23 protein-coding genes are annotated in these 20,259 nt (G+C 45.1%); 16 read left to right on the forward strand and 7 right to left on the reverse strand.

Annotated features, from left to right (window positions below):
• Positions 1-3 precede the first annotated feature (3 nt).
• The 14 genes from mutL (at position 4) to NLX73_RS04775 (ending at position 15,018) form a co-directional block, all read left to right on the forward strand.
• Positions 4-2,178, forward strand: coding sequence for a DNA mismatch repair endonuclease MutL (mutL, locus tag NLX73_RS04710; protein WP_254325468.1), 2,175 nt, complete (start codon positions 4-6; stop codon positions 2,176-2,178).
• 12 nt (positions 2,179-2,190) lie between these two features.
• Positions 2,191-3,039: a class I SAM-dependent methyltransferase gene (locus NLX73_RS04715; protein ID WP_254325469.1), complete on the forward strand. Its 849-nt coding sequence runs from the start codon at positions 2,191-2,193 to the stop codon at positions 3,037-3,039.
• The gene (miaA, locus tag NLX73_RS04720) at positions 3,023-4,003 is read left to right on the forward strand and encodes a tRNA (adenosine(37)-N6)-dimethylallyltransferase MiaA (protein WP_069289755.1); all 981 of its coding nucleotides are present in this window, start codon (positions 3,023-3,025) and stop codon (positions 4,001-4,003) included. The genes NLX73_RS04715 and miaA overlap by 17 nt, the downstream gene beginning before the upstream one ends.
• Before the next feature lie 20 nt (positions 4,004-4,023).
• Positions 4,024-4,269, forward strand: a complete 246-nt coding sequence (gene hfq / locus NLX73_RS04725) for an RNA chaperone Hfq (protein WP_023989043.1) — start codon at positions 4,024-4,026, stop codon at positions 4,267-4,269.
• A 190-nt stretch (positions 4,270-4,459) separates the two neighbouring features.
• Positions 4,460-7,120 (forward strand): PBP1A family penicillin-binding protein, encoded by a 2,661-nt coding sequence (locus NLX73_RS04730; protein ID WP_254325470.1) that lies wholly within the window; start codon positions 4,460-4,462, stop codon positions 7,118-7,120.
• 165 nt (positions 7,121-7,285) lie between these two features.
• Positions 7,286-7,843: a ribonuclease FAU-1 family protein gene (locus tag NLX73_RS04735; RefSeq protein WP_013310580.1), complete on the forward strand. Its 558-nt coding sequence runs from the start codon at positions 7,286-7,288 to the stop codon at positions 7,841-7,843.
• Complete coding sequence (locus tag NLX73_RS04740; protein WP_254325471.1) at positions 7,840-8,535, forward strand: YdcF family protein; 696 nt, start codon at positions 7,840-7,842, stop codon at positions 8,533-8,535. Before NLX73_RS04735 ends, NLX73_RS04740 begins: the two co-directional genes overlap by 4 nt.
• Positions 8,536-8,650: 115 nt before the next feature.
• Positions 8,651-9,634 (forward strand): AAA family ATPase, encoded by a 984-nt coding sequence (locus NLX73_RS04745; protein ID WP_025718768.1) that lies wholly within the window; start codon positions 8,651-8,653, stop codon positions 9,632-9,634.
• Between the two features lie 113 nt (positions 9,635-9,747).
• Positions 9,748-11,034 (forward strand): GTPase HflX, encoded by a 1,287-nt coding sequence (gene hflX / locus NLX73_RS04750; RefSeq protein WP_013310577.1) that lies wholly within the window; start codon positions 9,748-9,750, stop codon positions 11,032-11,034.
• Positions 11,035-11,145: 111 nt separating this feature from the next.
• Entirely contained in the window at positions 11,146-12,399 is a 1,254-nt protein-coding gene (locus NLX73_RS04755) for a methionine gamma-lyase family protein (RefSeq protein ID WP_254325472.1), read from the forward strand.
• Positions 12,400-12,482: 83 nt separating this feature from the next.
• Positions 12,483-12,896: a MerR family transcriptional regulator gene (locus NLX73_RS04760; protein ID WP_007430683.1), complete on the forward strand. Its 414-nt coding sequence runs from the start codon at positions 12,483-12,485 to the stop codon at positions 12,894-12,896.
• A 116-nt stretch (positions 12,897-13,012) separates the two neighbouring features.
• Positions 13,013-14,341 carry a type I glutamate--ammonia ligase gene (gene glnA, locus NLX73_RS04765; protein WP_013310575.1) on the forward strand — a complete coding sequence of 443 codons (1,329 nt, stop codon included), beginning with the start codon at positions 13,013-13,015 and terminating at the stop codon, positions 14,339-14,341.
• 311 nt (positions 14,342-14,652) lie between these two features.
• A complete protein-coding gene (locus NLX73_RS04770; RefSeq protein ID WP_367997087.1) occupies positions 14,653-14,841 on the forward strand; it encodes a hypothetical protein in 189 nt (62 codons plus the stop codon).
• On the forward strand, positions 14,842-15,018 hold the full coding sequence (locus NLX73_RS04775) for a hypothetical protein (RefSeq protein ID WP_254325474.1): 177 nt from the start codon (positions 14,842-14,844) through the stop codon (positions 15,016-15,018).
• A gap of 34 nt (positions 15,019-15,052) precedes the next feature.
• Here the strand turns inward: NLX73_RS04775 and NLX73_RS04780 are convergent, their stop codons facing one another.
• Entirely contained in the window at positions 15,053-15,415 is a 363-nt protein-coding gene (locus NLX73_RS04780) for a DUF6199 family natural product biosynthesis protein (RefSeq protein ID WP_254325475.1), read from the reverse strand.
• A gap of 65 nt (positions 15,416-15,480) precedes the next feature.
• Complete coding sequence (locus tag NLX73_RS04785) at positions 15,481-15,822, reverse strand: hypothetical protein (RefSeq protein WP_254325476.1); 342 nt, start codon at positions 15,820-15,822, stop codon at positions 15,481-15,483.
• A gap of 241 nt (positions 15,823-16,063) precedes the next feature.
• On the opposite strand from NLX73_RS04785, the gene NLX73_RS04790 reads away from it, so the two are divergent.
• Positions 16,064-16,825, forward strand: a complete 762-nt coding sequence (locus NLX73_RS04790; RefSeq protein ID WP_254325477.1) for a collagen-like protein — start codon at positions 16,064-16,066, stop codon at positions 16,823-16,825.
• Positions 16,826-17,729: 904 nt separating this feature from the next.
• Here the strand turns inward: NLX73_RS04790 and NLX73_RS25050 are convergent.
• The 5 genes from NLX73_RS25050 to NLX73_RS04795 form a co-directional block, all read right to left on the reverse strand.
• Positions 17,730-17,858, reverse strand: a complete 129-nt coding sequence (locus NLX73_RS25050) for an IS3 family transposase (RefSeq protein ID WP_367997076.1) — start codon at positions 17,856-17,858, stop codon at positions 17,730-17,732.
• Positions 17,831-18,085: a DDE-type integrase/transposase/recombinase gene (locus NLX73_RS25055; RefSeq protein ID WP_367997088.1), complete on the reverse strand. Its 255-nt coding sequence runs from the start codon at positions 18,083-18,085 to the stop codon at positions 17,831-17,833. Before NLX73_RS25055 ends, NLX73_RS25050 begins: the two co-directional genes overlap by 28 nt.
• 153 nt (positions 18,086-18,238) lie before the next feature.
• Entirely contained in the window at positions 18,239-18,358 is a 120-nt protein-coding gene (locus NLX73_RS25060; RefSeq protein WP_367997077.1) for an IS3 family transposase, read from the reverse strand.
• Positions 18,359-18,481, reverse strand: coding sequence for a hypothetical protein (locus NLX73_RS24905; RefSeq protein ID WP_302055263.1), 123 nt, complete (start codon positions 18,479-18,481; stop codon positions 18,359-18,361).
• A gap of 93 nt (positions 18,482-18,574) precedes the next feature.
• Entirely contained in the window at positions 18,575-18,901 is a 327-nt protein-coding gene (locus NLX73_RS04795; protein ID WP_254325478.1) for a transposase, read from the reverse strand.
• Positions 18,902-19,661: 760 nt separating this feature from the next.
• Between NLX73_RS04795 and NLX73_RS04800 the strand changes: the two genes are divergently transcribed.
• On the forward strand, positions 19,662-20,255 hold the full coding sequence (locus tag NLX73_RS04800; protein WP_254325479.1) for a copper amine oxidase N-terminal domain-containing protein: 594 nt from the start codon (positions 19,662-19,664) through the stop codon (positions 20,253-20,255).
• The last annotated feature ends 4 nt before the right edge of the window (positions 20,256-20,259 follow it).

Here is a 20,259-nt window from a genome sequence, read left to right on the forward strand (position 1 = left end):
AGGATGTCTAAAATTCGGGTACTGGATGAACATATTGCGAACCAGATTGCTGCCGGTGAGGTCGTGGAACGTCCAGCCTCCGTCGTGAAGGAGCTGGTGGAAAATGCGATTGATGCAGGCGGTACGCGGGTGGACGTATGGGTAGAAGAGGGCGGTCTGCAAAGTATCCGGGTGACGGATAATGGAAGTGGCATTGAGCCTGAGGATGTGGAGACGGCATTCTATCGGCACGCGACAAGCAAAATTGGACATGGTCGCGACCTGTTTCAGATCACAAGTCTCGGCTTTCGGGGAGAGGCGTTGCCAAGTATAGCGGCTGTATCGAAAGTAGAGCTGCTTACAGCAGCCGGAGATGACGGGCGTGCCCGTAAATTGGTGATTGAGGGCGGCAAGCTGGTGCTTCACGAGGATGCCGCTAGCAGGCAAGGGACGGATTTTACCGTACGGGAGCTGTTCTATAATACACCTGCACGGCTGAAATATATGAAAACAATCCAGACCGAGCTGGGACACATTTCGGATGTATTGTACCGAATGGCGCTTTCGCACCCTGAGGTTGCCTTCACATTGCGGCATAATGGCAATACATTGTTGCAAACGCTGGGTAATGGTGATTTGCTCCAGGTGATTGCCGCTATTTATGGAACTTCTGCGGCGAAGTCCATGCTGCTGCTGGAAGGAGAGAGCCTCGATTACCGAATTAGCGGCTATATCAGCCGCCCAGAGTGGACCAGATCGAATCGGAATGCGATATCGACGGTAGTGAATGGACGTTTTGTGCGTAGCTACGGGCTTAATCAGGCGTTGCTCAAGGCATATCATACCTTATTGCCGATCAATCGTTTTCCGCTGGCTGTGATCCAACTGGAAATGCATCCTTCTTTGGTGGATGTTAACGTTCATCCTGCCAAGCTGGAGGTAAGGTTCAGCAAAGAAGCTGAACTGTTTCAGTTGGTCGAGGATTCGGTAAAAGCTGTTTTAGGGCAGCAAGTGCTGATTCCGAAGGCAGTCAAGCGCGAGATCGGTGGCAAGGACAGTGGCTCGTTTGTGCAGGAGCAGTTTCACTTCTCAAAGGGAAATGCTACGGAAGGGGATGCTCCTTCCGGCAAAGACCGGGGGGGAGCACTGCCACTTTCCGTGACCTCGCCGGAGAACCAGGTACCGGGCCAATCCAATTACTTGAACAGAAACGAAGAGAATAACAGAGGTAGCCAGGAGCGTGAGCAACGTCCGAGCAGGGGTAGCCTCTCAGCCATTGGACGGGCAAACAACCTTTCAGGTAAAAGTATTAGTGATGATGAACTGGATGCAGATTTTGTGGAAGAAAACAACGGGAGTGAAGTTAGAGGGGACGTGCCGCTCCCTGATGGAGCGACTGTACAGTCGCCCGAAGGAGATAATGCTGCAATAGGCACATCTTCTTTATACAGTGAAGGGATAAAGGAAACGGCTGCTTCTGCTGCTTACCCATCTTCTGTGCCGCCGATTGTAGGACACGCTACGGATTCCCGTCATTTCACGGATCAGAAGCCTCGCCAGCAACGTCTGAATGTAGAGCAATTGGCAGTGGTGTCGGGAGAAGTTCCAGAGTTGCCCACTTTTCCTGAACTGAATTTAATCGGTCAGCACCACGGGACATATCTGATTGCACAGAACGACCAGGGCTTGTATTTAATTGATCAACATGCCGCACATGAACGAGTCAATTATGAATTTTATTATGAAAAATTCGGTAATCCCGAGTCAGTATCGCAGGAATTGCTACTGCCAATTACACTGGATTTTACGCCTTCCGAGACAGAAAAGTTGAAAACAAGGCTGCACTGGTTTGAGCAGGCGGGGGTGTATTTGGAGCATTTTGGCGGTCAAACTTTCCGTGTCAGCTCTTACCCGTACTGGCTTCCCCAAGGGGAAGAAGCGGATGTTATTGAGGAAATGGCCGGATGGGTGCTCGAGGAAAGAGCCATTGATCTTGCAAAGCTGCGGGAAGCAGCCTCGATCATGTGCTCCTGCCGGGCTTCGATTAAGGCAAACCAGAAGCTGACTGACCGACAGGCTAGCGTGCTGCTAGAGCGTTTGGCAGCGTGCAAACAACCATATACTTGCCCTCATGGGCGACCTATTGTGGTTTCCTTTTCCACATATGATTTAGAGAAGCTGTTTAAAAGAGTAATGTAAGGGAGTATATATATGTTACAGGATCGGGAAAACCGTGAAGAAGAGCGGTCGAGGCTACGGGAGAAGAAAGTCGAATTACTGGTCACGACAGGGGATTCCCCCTCGGCTGAGGTTGTGGAGCGAGCGAAGCTGCTTGCAGCCGAGTTAGAGGTGTTGTATGCCCCTCGTCGTGGCATATCGGTAGCTAAGCTAATCGCGGCTCACAGAGTCCGCCAAGCATTGGTTCTGGTGCAGGGCGGAGTGAGGCTGATTAGTCCAGAACAATCACCGATGGTTTTTCACCCGAGTATGGGCTTCATTCGCGCCAAACGGGTATTAAAGGGTGAACCTGACCCGATGTTGACGGCTACCCGGATCGTCCCGGGTGATACTGTGCTGGATTGCACCGCAGGACTTGGTACGGATTCTCTTCTATTTTCAATTGGAACGGGAAGCTCTGGACAAGTCACGGCTGTGGAGAGTTCTTTCCCCGTCTATGCTTTAATCAAGGATGGAATGAGGCATTACCGTTCCGGCAACGCTGAAGTAGATCAGGCCTTTTCCAACATTGATGTTCGTTTTGGTCATCATTTGGACTATTTGCGTAGTTTGCCGGATCGCAGTATAGATATTATTTACTTTGACCCTATGTTCCGTGATCCATTGCTCGATTCCAGCGCAATCGGTCCATTGAGAGGGTTGGCTAACCCAGACGCGTTGAGTGAGGAAAGTATTATTCATGCGAAACGGATTGCACGAAAAACAATTGTATTAAAAGAAAAACGGGGTAGCGGGGAATTTGCCCGCCTCGGCTTCCGTGTGGAGCAGCGGGGCACAACGAAAACAGTGTACGGAGTGATTGATATTGACAGTGGCACCTAAGCCTAAATTACTTGTTCTTGTTGGCCCGACTGCGGTTGGCAAGACGAAACTAAGCATCGAGATGGCTCGACAATTTGACGCGGAAATTATTTCCGGGGATTCCATGCAGGTATACCGTCATATGGACGTTGGAACTGCCAAAATTTCCGAACAGGAAATGGAAGGAATCAAGCACCATTTAATTGATATTCATGAGCCTGAATACCCATATTCAGTAGCCCAATTTCAGGAAGACTGTCGTCGTCTCATACCTGATATTCAATCTAGAGGAAAGCTACCGTTTATCGTAGGCGGAACAGGTTTATATGTAGAATCAGTCTGCTATGAATACCAGTTTTCCGAGGTGGGGGCTGACGAAGCTTTTCGTCAGGAACAGCTTGACTATGCCGAACAGTTTGGAGCTGACGCGCTTCATGCGCGACTACAGGCGGTTGATCCCGAAAGTGCACTTCGTCTGCATCCTAATGATCGTCGTCGTGTCGTTCGGGCACTGGAAATTTACCATGTTAGCGGAACGACACTTAGCTCTCAACTTGCCAGTCAAAAAAAGGAATCTCCCTACCAACTCTGCATCGTAGGTTTGACAATGGATAGGCAAATGCTATATAAACGTATTGAAGACCGAATTGACGGGATGCTCGATCAAGGGCTTGTTGCTGAGGTAACCTCCTTAATGGAACGGGGAGTGCGAAGCGATGCCATCTCCATGCAAGGTCTAGGCTATAAAGAGATATCCTCCTACCTGCGGGGAGAGGTGTCTTTGGAAGAGGCGGTGACTTGGCTAAAACGGGATACGCGTCATTTTGCGAAGCGACAGCTCTCGTGGTTTCGCCATATGAAGGATATCCAGTGGGTAGATGTCACTGATTTCGGAAATTTTTCTGCTCATGCAGCCCGAATACACGAAATTATAGCAGGAAAGTTCCGGACAGACCTTGAATATACTTCAAAACAATCCAAATGATTATTGGGGGTACGGCTAAAATGAACAAGTCCATTAATATCCAAGATACGTTTCTGAATCAATTGCGCAAGGATTCTATACCTGTAACGGTATACCTCATCAATGGATTTCAAGTGCGAGGGACGATTAAAGCATTTGACAATTTTACGATTGTTATCGACTCGGATGGAAAGCAACAGCTGATTTACAAGCATGCCATCTCCACCTTTACACCGCAACGCAATGTATCGCTTGTACAGCAACAGGATAACGCTAGCGATAACTGATTACGGCTTGACGGTCGCCCGGGTTCATGAAACTTTTCAGGCGTCCGTCTCGTCTAACTGTATAGGAATGTGACCGGGAGCAACCTGATCAGGGTTGTTCTTTTCATTCCGTTTACTTTCATGCTGCCGACAGCAAGCTTTTGGCTTATGTTAGGTATCATATGATTATTCGCGAAAGGGAGTCAGGGGAATGCCAAACGATTCATTGTCCAGATCCGGCAATCGCAATAGAAACACATCTAAAGAGAAGCCGAAGGGCAAGAAAAAGAAAATAACAGGTAAGCGAGTGGGGTGGACGCTATTTATTACAGCGGCCTTAGCCATATTCTGTGCACTTGGCGGGTATTTATTTGTCATGATAAATGGTGAAAAAATTTACGAAGCCAACAAGGACAAAATTACAGTGAACGAGACATCGAAGGTTTATGACCGCAACGGTGTGCTCATGGGTGAGTTGTCTGTGCAAAAAAGCGATCCTGTTAAAAGTGAAGAAATACCAGACCTGCTCAAAAAAGCATTTATCGCAACCGAGGATAAGCGTTTTATGGAGCATCAAGGGGTTGATATTTGGTCTATCGGCCGGGCAGCCGTTAAGGATATCGTGGCTCGTTCGGCAGTGGAGGGCGGCAGTACGCTGACTCAGCAGTTGGCCAAAAACTTGTTTTTGACACGTGACAAAACCTTTTTCCGTAAAGCGACCGAGGTATCCATCGCAATGGCGCTGGAGCGGAGGTTGACTAAAGATGAGATTATTACCCTTTATCTGAACCGGATTTGGTTTGGACGCTCGTATTCTGGAATTAAAGCAGCGTCGGAAGGCTATTTTGGGCAAACGAACTTAAAAGATTTAAAGTTGTGGCAGATTGCTACACTGGCAGCTATACCAAAAGGGCCATCCAAGTATAATCCGATCAGTAACCCGGAGAACTCAAAGGCACGACGTGCGGTGGTTCTCCAGCTGATGTTTGAGCAGGGGATGATTGGAAAGCAAGAGATGGAAGAGGCCAAAGCTGTAAATTACAATTATAAACAACCAGAAAAAGTTCAAAAGTATCAAAATTTTATGGAATACGTCATGGATGAGGCAGAGGATGCACTGCCAGGAGTTAGCGGCAATGATTTGATTATTGGTGGTTATAAGATTCATACGACAATGGATGCCCAGGCCCAAAATGCGCTGGATCAGGCGATGGCAGATGATGACATGTTCGAAAAAAGTCCTGACGATCAGCCTGTTCAAGCCTCGATGGTCATTATTAACAACCAAACAGGTGGAATTGCCGCGATGGCACCCGGACGGGATTATAAAAAGGGAACCTTCAATCGTGCGACACAGAGCCGCAGACAGCCTGGATCGGCTTTCAAGCCGATTGTAGCCTATGCGCCAGCTCTTGAATCCGGTAAATTTACGATGGATACCCCTTTGAGTAACGAACGCCAGAGTTTTAACGGATACAGTCCGAAAAACTTGCATGGTTACTCGTCGACCATCAGCATGCTCGATGCCATTACGAAGTCTGAAAATATTCCGCCTGTATGGTTGCTGAACCAAATCGGTGTGGAAAAAGGGGTTCAATTTGCCGAGAGCGTAGGCATTCCGATGGACAAAAATGATCACTCACTTGCTATCGCATTGGGTGGATTAAGCAAAGGAACGAATACCCTTGAAATGGCGCAGGCCTACAGCGCTTTTGCCAATAAAGGACAATTCCAAAAGGCTTATTCCATTAAACAAATTAATAATAGTGATGATCAGGTAGTTTATACTCATGAAGAGGAATCTAAATCTGTAATGAGTGAAAAAACGGCTTATGAAATGACACAAATGATGCAAAATGTAGTCAATAGCGGCACAGGTCGCAAAGCACGTATTGACTGGCCTGTAGCTGGTAAAACGGGTACGACCCAAAGTGGAATTAGCGGTAACAGTGGTAACCGGGACATCTGGTTTGTCGGTTATACGCCAGAATATACCGGAGCAGTATGGATGGGTTATGATAAGCCGGACAGCAAACATATGCTCAGAAACTACAGTGGGCAGTCGGCAGCCTTTTTCGGAAGAGTCATGGGTGAAGCTCTCAAGGGACACCCGGTTACGCAATTCAGCGAGCCGAAGGGATATGAACCACCAGTTGAGCAGAAGCCAGAAGAGCCGGTTCAGGCTACCGCTCCAAGCGGGCTGAGCGGGTCTTATAGTCAGGACACCCAAATTGTATCGTTGTCCTGGACTGCGGCGACGGGGGATAATGTACAATACCGTGTGTATCGCAAAGGGACTTCTGATGCAGGCTTTGCAACAATCATGGAGGCCATGAAGGGCACGAGTGGTGAAGATACGTCTCCTATAGCTGGAAACACGTATGAATATTATGTAGTGGCTTATGGAGCGGATGGTAAAGAATCCGAGGCTTCTAATACGATCCGTGTGGAAATTCCGGCAGAGACTACTCCGGTTGATCCACAACAAGGAACTGATCCAAACGAGAATGGAACCTTACCGGATAATGGCGGGGCTACAGACGGACAAAACGGTACAGATCAGGGAAATACCGCTCCTGGCGGTATCAACAACAATAATGGCTCAGGTCAGGTTCCGGCATCTCCTGGAGATACTGGTGGGAATGGTGCTGGAGGCACAGGCAACAATAATAGCAATTCCGGCAATGGAAACGATATAAATCAGGAAAATGGTCAGACTACTACACCGGATGCAGGTATTTCTGATGAAGATACTATGGTAAATCCAGAAAATACGGATGCATCTACGACTGAAGTCACAACGGATGGAACTCAAGAAGGCAATTCTAACGGTCATTCGAACTCCAATCGTGGACGTCACAATCGGGATTAGCAAGTATTGCTTTATGTAAGTTGAATTTGCTTCAAATCAAAGGTATTTTCGGACCGTTTCACGGTCTGAGAATACCTTTTTTTGCTTTGGTAAAGGGGGTCTTTTTGAGTGTACAGTTTAAATATGGTAAGCTGGTTTTACCAATGTTGGAGAGGAACATCATTTATGAAGCGCAAATTCGGAGACCGGGCCAACTGGCGCAGAATCACCAATCGCAAGTTTGCTTGCCGGTATGTAGAAAGTGACGCGTTTACAGGATATGTGACCCTGTATACAATTTTGAGTCTCAAGGAGCCGTTATGGAAAAGTTACGGTGGTCATACGTTTTGCATAGCCGATAAAGGGTATTCCTGGCTACAATATTATCCAAAAGGTGAGCACTATGTGGTGACTGCTATGTTTGACAACCGGGAGCAAATCGTTGAATGGTACATTGATACCTGCCGAAATCAGGGTGTGACCGATCAAGGAGTCCCATGGTTTGACGATTTGTATTTGGATGTTGTGGTGCTTAAAAACGGTGAAATCTTCCTAGTGGATGAGGATGAATTGGAGGAGGCGTTACAACGGGGGCATATCTCAACGCAAGAGGCAGAATTGGCTAACCGTACAGCGGCTGATGTGTTACATCAGATAGATGCCCACGTGTTCCCCTATTTTAAAATGTCGCTGAAACACCGGGCAGAATGGTTTCACAACGGTGATTTCAAGAGAGAACGGTGAAAGTTTTGCAGTGGATTAAAGACACTGGGCCCAAACGTCCTGAGTTGAAAAGCGAGCAGAGTCGCCTTAAGAAAATATCTATGGTATCCAAGCGTATTGTACTTTGTTTGATGATTTTCATTTTGGTCGGATTGGTATGGGCAGGTATCCGAGTGTGGGACATGAATACGGCCGCCTCTACCACTCCGCTCAAGCAAGTGCAAATTGGTATCGTACTAGGTGCTTCTATGTGGGGGGCTGAGCCCAGTCCTGGATTGAAGGAAAGGCTGGAAGAAGCCTTGCGCTTATACCGCAACGGGACGGTACAGCGTCTAATTGTAAGTGGGGGACTGGATAAACCAGATTTTCCGTATACGGAGGCTGAGGGCATGCAACGCTATTTGGTAGATAGGGGGGTCCCTGTACAGCATATTGTGTTGGAAAACCATGCGACCAGTACTTACGAAAATCTGCTCTATAGCCAGCGCATCATGAATGAATATGGATGGACCTCCACCGTGATCATCACACATAGCTATCATGGCCCTCGGGCGATGGAGATTGCTCAATTCTTGAAATTTGATCATCCTCAGATGGCACTGACGGAATCCAAAGTGCTGAATATGCCAATTCATCAATCAAGAGAAGTATTGGCATACGCTAAATGGACGCTGCAACGGTGGTGGATCAGCGTTCAAACTTGGGTTGCCTGAATTAAAGAAAAGGCTTTGTGCACGTTCCCGTTGCTTTTATGCTAATAAGGACATGCCAGACCGAATACATTAGTAGGGTAAGCTGTGCCTGAAGAAATGTTGAGGTGATGGATGCATGAACGGACGGGGAATCGCCGCGGGCAAGCGGTCGGAGGAGAGACCTTCCAGACAAATTAATGTCGTGCTGCGTAGCCCGGAGCCGATAGCTTCGGTGACTGTGGACGAGACGGAAGCAGTGGCTTCAACCAAGTCACAGGCGCTACCGCAGTATCTCAGTCTTTATCAGGAAATTCAGAAAGAACTCGATCATCTCGTCGGCTTGGATAACATCAAAGACCTGGTATTTGAGGTATATGCCTTTTTGCAAATCGCCCATATGCGCACGGATGCGGGATTATTGAGCAATGCACACGTATATCACATGATTTTCAAAGGAAATCCAGGTACAGGGAAAACGACAGTAGCCCGCATTATCGCTAAAATGCTGCAAAAAATGGGTGTACTGAGCAAAGGTCATCTGATTGAGGTAGAGAGGGCTGATCTGGTCGGTGAGTATATTGGCCATACGGCACAAAAAACGCGAGATCTGGTAAAGAAATCTCTTGGCGGCGTGTTGTTCATTGATGAGGCTTACAGTTTGGCACGCGGAGGGGAAAAGGATTTTGGAAAAGAAGCGATTGATACCTTGGTAAAGTCCATGGAAGACCAAAAAAATCAATTTATTTTGATTCTCGCTGGATACTCGGGGGAAATGGACTTTTTTCTACGAACAAATCCTGGTCTTCCTTCTCGCTTTCCAATCCAGTTGGATTTTCCTGATTATACTGTGGATCAGCTTATCCAAATTTCCGAGATGATGGCCAAGGAGCGGGATTATATTCTCATGCCTCAGTCCATAATTAAAATGAAGGAGCATTTGCTAAACGAGCGTAATGACAGTCTTCATGCATTTAGTAATGCACGATATGTTCGTAACGTGATTGAAAAAGCGATTCGGCACCAAGCTGTCAGGTTGCTCAATCAGTACCGGAGCGGGCAACCTGGCAAACAGGAATTGATGACGCTGCGTCCAGAGGATTTGAAAATGGACAAAAGATAGGCGATAATAGGAATCTGAATCATATCGAATGGTATGACATCGAGCGGGGGCCGGCCTGAACATCAGGTCGGTCTCTGTTCGAGAGTTGACATGAAAATAAAGGAGCAAACAATATGGCGAACTCCACTCATGATACACAAACCGAAATGCAGGACAAGGCGGTACTGGTTAGTCTAATTACGGATGAAGTCAAACGATCTGGCATCAATACGGAATACTCGTTGGATGAGCTGGTGAAACTGGCTGAGACAGCGGGAGTTGAAGTATTGAGCGTCCTGACACAGAATAAGGAAGCTAAGGATTCAAAATGGTTTATTGGCAAAGGAAAAGTAGAGGAATTGCGCGCAGTTGCTGAAGAATTGGGAGCGAATACAGCTATTTTTGATCAGGAGCTCTCGGGGGCCCAAGTACGGAATCTGGAAGAAAGTCTGGATCTCAAAATTATTGACCGGACACAATTGATTCTGGACATTTTTGCACAACGTGCAAAAACACGGGAAGGTATTATTCAGGTTGAACTGGCGCAGTTGTCATATTTACTCCCACGTTTGTCTGGACATGGAAAAAATCTCTCGCGTCTCGGTGGTGGAATCGGGACACGTGGTCCTGGTGAAAGCAAGCTGGAGACAGACCGCCGTCATATTCGTGATCGAATCAGTGATCTGAAACGCCAACTGGAGGAAGTGACCCGCCACCGGTATTTGCACAGGGAGCGCAGACAAAAGAGCGGCATTGTTCAGGTTGCACTTGTTGGCTATACCAATGCGGGCAAATCGACGCTGTTGAAGCAACTGACAGCAGCCGATGTATATATTGAGAATCAACTGTTTGCGACGCTGGATCCTACCTCCAGAACAATGGAGCTACCGAGTGGAAAAGAAGTTATTCTTACGGATACGGTCGGTTTTATCCAAAATCTCCCTCATGATTTGGTTGCTTCCTTCCGGGCTACTTTGGAGGAGGCGAATGAGGCTCATCTCATTTTGCATGTCGTAGACGCGTCTTCGGATATGCGAGACGAACAGATGAAAGTTGTAGAGACGATCTTACAACAGCTAGGGGCTGCGGACAAGCCTCAGATCGTATTATTTAACAAAAAAGATGCCTGTACCCCTGAGCAACTGGAAATGCTTCCTTCTGGGGAGGGCTATTTGAAAATTAGCGCTTTTGATGAAGGCGATTTGCTGCGCATTCGTGAACTGATTCAAGAGCATCTGAGCGGTGATACGCTGAGATTCCGCATTCCTGCGGAACGTGGGGATTTAACCTCGGTGCTTTATCGAATCGGAGATGTACTGCTGACAGAGTATGATGGAAATGATGTCATTTATGAGGTTGAAATTCAAAGAGGCGAGTACGAAAAGTATGGTCATGCACTCAGCGAGTTCACAGAAGGTTAACATGTAATGATGTTTTTGGGTCAATAAAATGATAATGCTCATCGTTCAAAGTGAACAATAATATAACATGAATAGCCTAAGGCTGCGTAAGAGAGAGGGTCAAGAAGGTAAATGGTAGTTTTTAGTCCAGAAATTCAGCAAATTCAGGAAACGGCAGAACATAAAATACAAGAACGTATACAGCACATAGATCATATGGTAGATTCAAATCAGTGGAAGGTAATTCAGGCATTCCAGCGGAAGCAAGTGAGTGATTTTCATTTTGCGGGTTCTACGGGATATGCTTACAATGACCGGGGACGTGAGGTGTTGGAAGAAGTCTATGCGGATGTGTTCGGTGCGGAGGCAGCGTTGGTGCGTCCGCATTTTGCCTCGGGTACTCATACAATTGCCACTGCTTTATTTGGTGTGCTGCGTCCAGGGGATGAACTGTTATACATTACCGGGAGGCCTTATGATACCCTGCACAAAGTGATTGGTAAGCCCGGCGACGGAACAGGATCATTGCAAGATTTTGGCGTTACTTATGGAGAAACCGCACTGACAGCGGAAGGTAAAGTGGACTGGGAAGCGGTGGAGGTTGCTATCCATGCCAAGACCAAAGTGATCGGTATTCAGCGTTCACGCGGTTATGATTGGAGAGCTTCGTTTAGTGTAGCAGATATTGAAGAAATGACAGCACGTGTGAAGGAAATAAAACCTGACGTCATTGTCTTTGTTGACAATTGCTACGGTGAATTTACCGAGAAGCTGGAACCTACTCAGGTCGGTGTCGATTTGATGGCAGGTTCGTTGATTAAAAATCCCGGTGGTGGCATTGCAGAAACGGGTGGATATATCTGCGGCAAACAAAAGTATGTAGAGCTGGCATCCTACCGATTAACTGCACCTGGAATCGGTGGAGAAGTAGGTGCCATGTTAGGTACTACACGAGGCATATTTCAGGGACTATTCCTTGCCCCAACACTGGTTGGGCAAGCGGTTAAAGGGAGTGTATTCGCAGCTGCGGTCTTTGAGGAGATGGGATTTGAGACCAAACCTGCCTGGCATGAAGAGCGTACGGATTTGATTCAGGCTATTTCTTTTAGCGGACCAGAACATCTAATTGCTTTTGTACAGGGTATTCAGCGTGCGGCTGCCGTGGATAGCCATGTGGTGCCGGAGCCGTGGGATATGCCTGGTTATGAGCATCCAGTTATCATGGCAGCAGGTACGTTTATACAAGGGGGAAGTTTGGAACTATCTGCAGATGCTCCGATTCGTGAGCCTTATATTGGTTACATGCAAGGGGGCTTAACCTACTCTCATGTTAAATTTGGAGTGCTTATGGCTCTGCAAACGATGAAAGAACGTAAATTATTGTGAGTTTTTCTAACATGTCATTGACACTTTGCATCAGCTAAATGTACAATAAGGTGAATAATAGATCACTGGAAGGTTGATGACAAATGGGCGACGAAATTCGCAGAAATATGGCCTTATTTCCAATAGGTATTGTCATGAAGCTAACGGACTTGTCAGCACGTCAGATTCGTTATTATGAACAGCATAACTTGATAGTTCCTGCCCGTACATCGGGAAACCAACGTCTTTTTTCTTTTAATGACGTAGAGCGTCTGCTTGAAATTAAGGCGTTGATCGAGAAGGGTGTTAACATTGCGGGAATTAAACAAGTCATGAATCCGGTTACCAAGGAATCGGAGGAAGCTACGGTTATTACTGCAGATACGGAAGTCAAACGCCGTGAAATGTCCGATACTCAGCTTCATCGCTTACTGAAACAACAACTTGTTGCAGGCAAAAGACCAGGACAGGTATCCCTAATCCAAGGCGAATTATCACGGTTCTTCAATAAGAGATAATGCTTTGACCTACCTCTTGGTACAAGGTCGCCTTACTTTAAAATCAGGTCTCATCATTTAAGTATTTATAGAACAACAGATTCGTATATAGTCGTTACAGAAAGGGAGAGGTTAGAGTGAGTTATAGCAGAGAAGATATCCTTCGGATTGCGAAAGAGGAAAATGTTCGTTTTATTCGTTTGCAATTTACAGATTTGCTGGGCACTATTAAGAACGTTGAAATTCCGGTTAGTCAACTGGAAAAGGCATTGGATAATAAAATGATGTTTGACGGTTCTTCCATAGAAGGTTATGTGCGTATTGAAGAATCTGATATGTATTTATATCCGGATTTGGACACTTGGGTGGTATTCCCTTGGGTAACCTCGGATCGTGTAGCTCGTTTAATCTGCGATATTTATAAGCCGGATGGAGTTCCGTTTGCAGGTGACCCGCGGGGCATCTTGAAACGTGTACTTAAGGAAGCAGAAGAGTTGGGATACACTTCGATGAATGTCGGACCAGAGCCTGAATTCTTCTTGTTCAAAACGGATGAAAAAGGCGAGCCAACTACAGAACTAAATGACCAAGGCGGGTATTTTGACCTGGCTCCGATGGATCTGGGTGAAAACTGCCGTCGTGAAATTGTACTTAAGCTTGAAGAGATGGGCTTCGAAATTGAAGCATCTCATCATGAAGTTGCACCTGGTCAGCATGAAATTGACTTTAAATATGCAGATGCGATTAAAGCTGCCGACCAGATTCAAACGTTCAAGCTCGTTGTTAAGACGATTGCTCGTCAGCATGGTTTGCATGCTACCTTTATGCCAAAACCTTTGTTTGGTGTAAATGGTTCCGGTATGCACTGCAATCAATCGTTGTTTAAGGACAATGAAAACGTATTTTATGATGAAACGGACGAACTCGGATTAAGCCAGACGGCCCGCCACTATATGGCTGGTATTCTTAAACATGCACGTGCAATGGCAGCGATCACGAATCCAACGGTAAATTCCTACAAACGTCTCGTACCAGGTTATGAAGCGCCTTGTTATGTGGCTTGGTCTGCAAGCAATCGCAGTCCAATGATTCGGATTCCTGCGTCCCGTGGTCTGAGCACTCGCGTCGAAGTTCGTAACCCTGACCCGGCAGCGAATCCTTATTTGGCCTTGGCAGTGATGCTGAGAGCAGGTTTGGATGGTATCAAACGTCAGTTGGCTCTGCCGGCTCCGATTGATCGTAACATTTACGTGATGTCTGAGGAAGAGCGGATTGAAGAAGGCATTCCAAGTCTGCCAGCAGACTTGAAAGAAGCTTTGTCTGAGCTTATTCGGAGCGAAGTTATCTCTGACGCACTGGGCGATCATGCTCTGGCCTACTTCTATGAGCTTAAGGAAATTGAATGGGATATGTACAGAACACAGGTTCATCAATGGGAACGCGATCAATATCTGACTCTTTACTAAAATGGGAAATCCCTTGGCGCTCTAAGCGTTGAGGGATTTTTTTGTTTGTGGTAGGTAAAAAAATTTATTAAGTTTATTTATAATTGCCCCCTAATTGCCCTCAAAAATTTTATTATCAGAATAAATTTTCAGTAACAGACTCATAGTTCTCCATGCTATTCATCTCTATTTTTTGGAGATGTGTGCATAAAGGTTGGCTGTTATTTTGATGCTACTATGTCCAAGTCTCTCCTGTACATACTTCATTGTAGCCCTAGCTTCAAGTAGCAATAGCGCATGATGTTATATATGCGTTTGCCCGAACAGAAAGCATAACGGCAATCGCTTTCAAGGGGGAAATTTTTAAACTAACGCTGAATGCAAAATATGTGTTGGATGTCTTGAAAGTCTTTGAAAACGAAGTGACTACACTCGGGTATACTAGTTCCTCTAAGTCGCTCGCTCTCCAGAGTGACGAGTCGAGTTTCTACATTGTTCTTCCTTATAGGGTGACTGGTTAGATGAGTAAATACAATGGGAGAAAAATGATCTTTACACTTATTACAGCGGCAGGCCGGTCTAAGATTAAGGAAGTTCGATTAGTGGAAACTATGGATAAGAGACAGATTTCTGTTTTTGAAAATATGCTAAATGATATTTTAGGAGCTTCAGCTAAACAGCAAGTGTCTTTTGGATAAGGGTATTTTGAGGATTGAAAACAGATAGTAGAATTTACAGGAATATAACTAAAAGTCCACATGTTAAAAAGAAGAACCCAAAGAGTATCGAAACAGAGCCTCTAAATTTCATGTCATCAATGTAAGCATCACTTGGTTCAGAGTCACCTTTGATCTTCCAGGCTTCGTTTGCACGCCATCCCCAAGTGGGATTTCGTTTACTTAAAATACCAAGTGAGAAAAAAATAATCGCAATAAAAATAAGCATGAATCCCATTTGATCAGCCCCTTTAAGTAAACTATACCAAAAAAGAACGACAGATGGAAAGTATCGTCTCTCAAGGACAGATAGAAGAAAAATAAGAGGGCTTTGCCCTCCATGGGATGGTTCAATTTTAATCTGAGTAGGCAACAGCATTAAAACTTTCTATTCCTATTCGGGTAGCATCTGCTGTGCAAAATAGATATAAGGTATACACCAATTCATTTGAAGGTGGTAGAGGGATATTGTAATCGGAAGATGGTGACGACCTGTACAGCGTTTGGGTTTGCTTCGGAGACGCTTACAGAGTAAAGGGCGTAAGCAACAAGCGAATCGAAATTGCCTCTAACAATGGAAAAAGAAATAACGGAGTCGAATGGTGGAGGGGTAGGAAATGCAAGCTCAGCTATCCCGGATAATTGTACACGCATGTTTTCCCCTGCGCCCGTTACATCTAAGCCAAGCTCAGCAATGGCAACGGGTGTATTGGCTGGCAAGGGAATAGAGATTGTATTACCGTAACTTGCGTTTTGAGATGTTCGAGCATCTAACAATCTAGTCATTATCTCATCTCCCTTTTTGGGTAAAGGATTTGCAAGCTGGAAATATAAAAATACAGACAGTGTAGGATTTGGACCGGTTGATTGAACTGGGTATTAAGCTTCAGAAGGATGAGCTGTAATAATGCTAACACGATAGGATCAGACCTATGCCTATTTTCCTGAAATGAAGTCAAAAGCCCAATCTTTTTGGTTAATTGCACAATAAGCTACTTTGACTAGACTTTGGAGGTGACCATTAATTATGTTTCGACATTATTGTTGGCAGAAGAATATGCATCGGAGAAAATTTAGAAGATGTGTAGTTAAAAAAGTCAAAGTGTTACCGAAAGTTATTGTTAAAGGGATCCGAGGACCTCAAGGACCTCAAGGACCTCAGGGACCTCAGGGACCGCAGGGACTGCCGGGTCCACAGGGAGTTCCAGGCGCTCAAGGCCAGCAAGGGCTACAAGGTTTTCAAGGAATTGTCGGACCAACAGGACCAGCAGGAGCAGTAGGACCAGCAGGACCAGTGGGACCGGCAGGAGCGGTAGGTCCAGCAGGTCCAGCGGGGGCGGTAGGACCAGCAGGAGCAACGGGGGCAGCAGGGCCTGCAGGCGCCGGGATAACAGACTTCTTAAGTGTTTTCCGAGCAGATCCTGGTACGGGAACTGACACAGTTCCGGGTAACTCACCAATTACCTTTACAGGAGTTTTAGCTAATGTTGGTGGTGCATTTACTTTCACTCCTCCATCTACAACGATAACAATCAACGAAACGGGGAGCTATCTAATAGATTTTACAATTCATAACCAAGGTGATGCTAACTTTAACCTTACCGTAAATGGAATCCCTGTTACCCCTGTTCCCTTCACGGGTAACGGTGGCGGACCAATTTCGGCAGAAGTCATTATTACTGTAGGAGTCGTTCCTACAACTATTCAATTGGTAAATGCAAGTGCAACCCCAGCCCAACTTCATAACTTTACCAATACCACTCTTACTATATTAAAGTTGACTGTTTAAGCCATTCTTAATGATATATAGAACATTATATGTAGCCGCCTTAGAAAAGACTGTACGATTTCCATCGTCAGTTTGTCTAATTACACTCATAGTAAGCAGACGCATTTATGAGGGGATTGTGTAGCATGGCAAGAGAACGTAGTGGCAGTAATAAGAACCATTAAACACTACCACTACTCCAAAGCCTATCTTCAAAGTTGAAATGGATAACATTGTAAAAAATATGATATTATTCAGACATAGAAATATGAATGCTAAGAAGGTCGGGAAACTTCTCCTACCTTCTTTTTTGTTGTGACAAATCGGAACTATTGCTTTGATCTGTCAGGTACGACAACTCATGAGCGGCAATCAATATAAATTTTCTTTTTTGATTAGGCGCGAAAAATGGGAAGCTACAGAAGAACGGGCCGAGGTCGATTGGCCTAAAGTTGAGCATTGCATAAGGAAGCCTTTAACCTTGTATTGGTAGAAGGACTGACGGAGGAAGAATACAAGAATGTAGACGAAGAGGGCATTAAGGAGTTGGATGGCCTCTTAGAACGATTTCTATAAGGAGTTGTTTCCACCTGATGAAGTTTATGAGCCTACGACGAAGAAGACCAAGAGGTTCCTGAGGATGATCGGAAAATAAACTGGATAGAACTTTGGGCTCTATGCGTGAGTAATGGTATTTCTGATTCAGAATGGACTAATATGACCATTCCAAAGATTAGAGCGCTCATGAAGGCCAAGAACAGAAACCGGGAATTCGAAATCATTCTCCACGCTGGTAAGGTGGAAAATAAAAAGCCGAAGAAGGTCAAGTCGCTATCTGATCTTGGTTTCTTCGCAAAGTAAATTAAGAAGCATCCGCAAACATGAAGTGACCCCTGTCAAGTAAACAGCTATCAAAAAGCAATAATTAAGCAGCCTGAGAAGGAGTCAGCTTGTTTAGTTTCTTTTGAAAGCGTTCATGGTTGTAGAAATGGATATACTTTTGAACGGCATGCTCCACCTGTTGAGCTAATGGAAGGAGTGGAGATAGAAACACTCGGTTTTAAAATGACTGAAGAAGTTCTCTATAGATGCCTTGTCCCTGCAGTTCCTTTTTCGGGACATGTCGGCCTGTATTCCGTCTCGCTTGAGCAGGTTGGTATATTGGCGAGAGGTATATTGAAATTCTTGGTCGCTATACAGTAGAACACCTCGAGCATCCTGTCGCTTCCTTACCTTTTTCACCGTATCTAACACCAGGCTCAAATCGTTTCTGCGGCTGATCTGTTAGGCAACAATTACGTTGTTAAAAAGATCCTGAATCGCGGAAGGGTAGAGTCTCTGTCCATTGAACATGAGGTAAATGATGTCTATTACCCACTTCTTATTCGGCAGGTCAGCCTTAAACTCCCAGTTCAGATGATTGCCAGAAATGACCTAGGGTTCTTTCTTGGCATAGTAGGGTCTTTTCCTACGAATGATCGCCTTGGTCCCCAGTTCACCCATAAGTCTCCGTACGCATTTATGATTCATATGTATGCTGTAGATTTGATTCAATTAAACCTTTATCCTGCGGTAACCGTGTATTCCCTTCAGTTCCTCGTCACATGCCATGATTTTTAGCTTCATTGCTTCATCTTCCCGCTGTTTGGGTGAAACAACATCTTCCATGTTATCCACTTATAAAAACCACTTTTGGACACTCGGTCCAGTTTACATAGTAGTACGAAGCTATGTCCCTTATTAAGCAATTCTTGGATCACCGCAAACTTTTTACTCTTGGGTACAGCCTCCATTCCTCCTTTGACATCTGCAAGAGCTTTTTAGCATTTCATTTTCTGCTTCGAGGCGTTTCAGCTTGACCTCCGGATCTTCGGGGTGTGTTCGAGGTCTGCCGATGCCAGGCCCTTTTGCTTTGTCTCGTTTTTCCTCTAGATCTTTCATTCCCTCGGCTTTGAAGTGTCTCGCCCATCGGCGAACCAGCGAAGCGTCAATCTCCATTTCTCGTGCCACGTTTTTATATCCGATTCCCTTTTTGAGGTACAGATCCACTGTCTTTTTCTTGAAGCTCACATCGTAAGTTTTTCTTATTTCTCCCATAGAAAAATCCCCTCCATAGTAGACAGATTAGATGGGTTGCTCTTTTCTGTCTACTATGAGAGGAACATATCACACTTGGAGAGGTTTTTACTTTTGTACGAATGAAAGGAGCCAATTGGGGGCCAGTGCAAGCCTATTATATGTATATCTCAGATTGCGAAAATGACATGAGAAAAGGAAATAATATGATGAAACGAATCGGAGTTTTTTTATTGATATCACTGCTGGCAGCACTCGCTAATTTATCCGTATGTGGTTTCCATATAAGCGGATTGGTTTTACTTTTTTCATTGATCTTACTGGCATACATGTATGTGCTTATAAATGAACAGATTCATTTTGCTCAATACGCAAAGTCCTCTATGGAAAGATTTAATCGTGACGTAGAATAATTTTCTTCTTGTAACTATAATAAGTGGTTTCAACAATGTTCCTAACTACCTCGGCTTGTTTAGAAATTACAATTTTCTCCGGGATATATACCTCCACCAGGGCCTAATAGTTTTGTCTGGCAGTTGAAATCATTTTACAGGTAAGACAGGTCGAAGAATTAAGGTTGATTCATTCGGACTTGTGGCTTATGCCTTAACAGGCAAGAGACCATTTCTTTAGGTCGAAGAGGTTCGGGTGGTAGCTTAATGCTCTTGGGTCGTAGAAGTCCTGTAGGTGGGGGTAGCAGTTCATGTTCAACATAATTGTTTACGACAATATCTTCCAATGGTAATATGAGAACGAATAAACCGTTAGCGGAGGCATTTAGATGAATAAAAAGATGTATATGTTTATAGGTGCTTTACTTGGAGTACTGCTAGTTACTTCTGGTGGAGCTGCGGCAGATCAAGTAAAATCACTAGTGGGGAAGACTGTTGCAGGGGAATACAATGTGAGAGTAAATGGAACAACATTGTCTGAAAACGCTATTGCCGTCGATGGTACAGCGTATGTACCTTTGCGTTCGATCTCAGAATCTTTGGGGGCGAACCTAGCGGTGAAGGGGAAAACTATTGAAATTGCAACAGGAACTCCTTCTTCTAATGTGGTTGTTAAAGAGCAGTCACAAGCAATAGCTTTGAAAGATAACCCATATACCAATTGGTCCAAGGAACTAATTGTAAAGCACATTGGAACTGTGGAGGAATTGATCGAAATACTTAATAATAATATTAAAAAACATGAAAAGTCATTGACTGATATCGATAGAAAAATAGGTACGGCGGGCCACGATCAAAGACTTATTGAGCGAATTGAAAAAAGCGCCACTAAGACAAAAAAGGAATTACAAGAATCCAAAGACAGTTTATTAGAGCATAAAAAAGAGCTAGAACAACTTAAAGCAGCATTAGCTACTAAATAAATAT

Source organism: Paenibacillus sp. CH40 (genome assembly GCF_024213605.1).
Taxonomy (GTDB): Bacteria; Bacillota; Bacilli; order Paenibacillales; family Paenibacillaceae; genus Paenibacillus; species Paenibacillus polymyxa_B.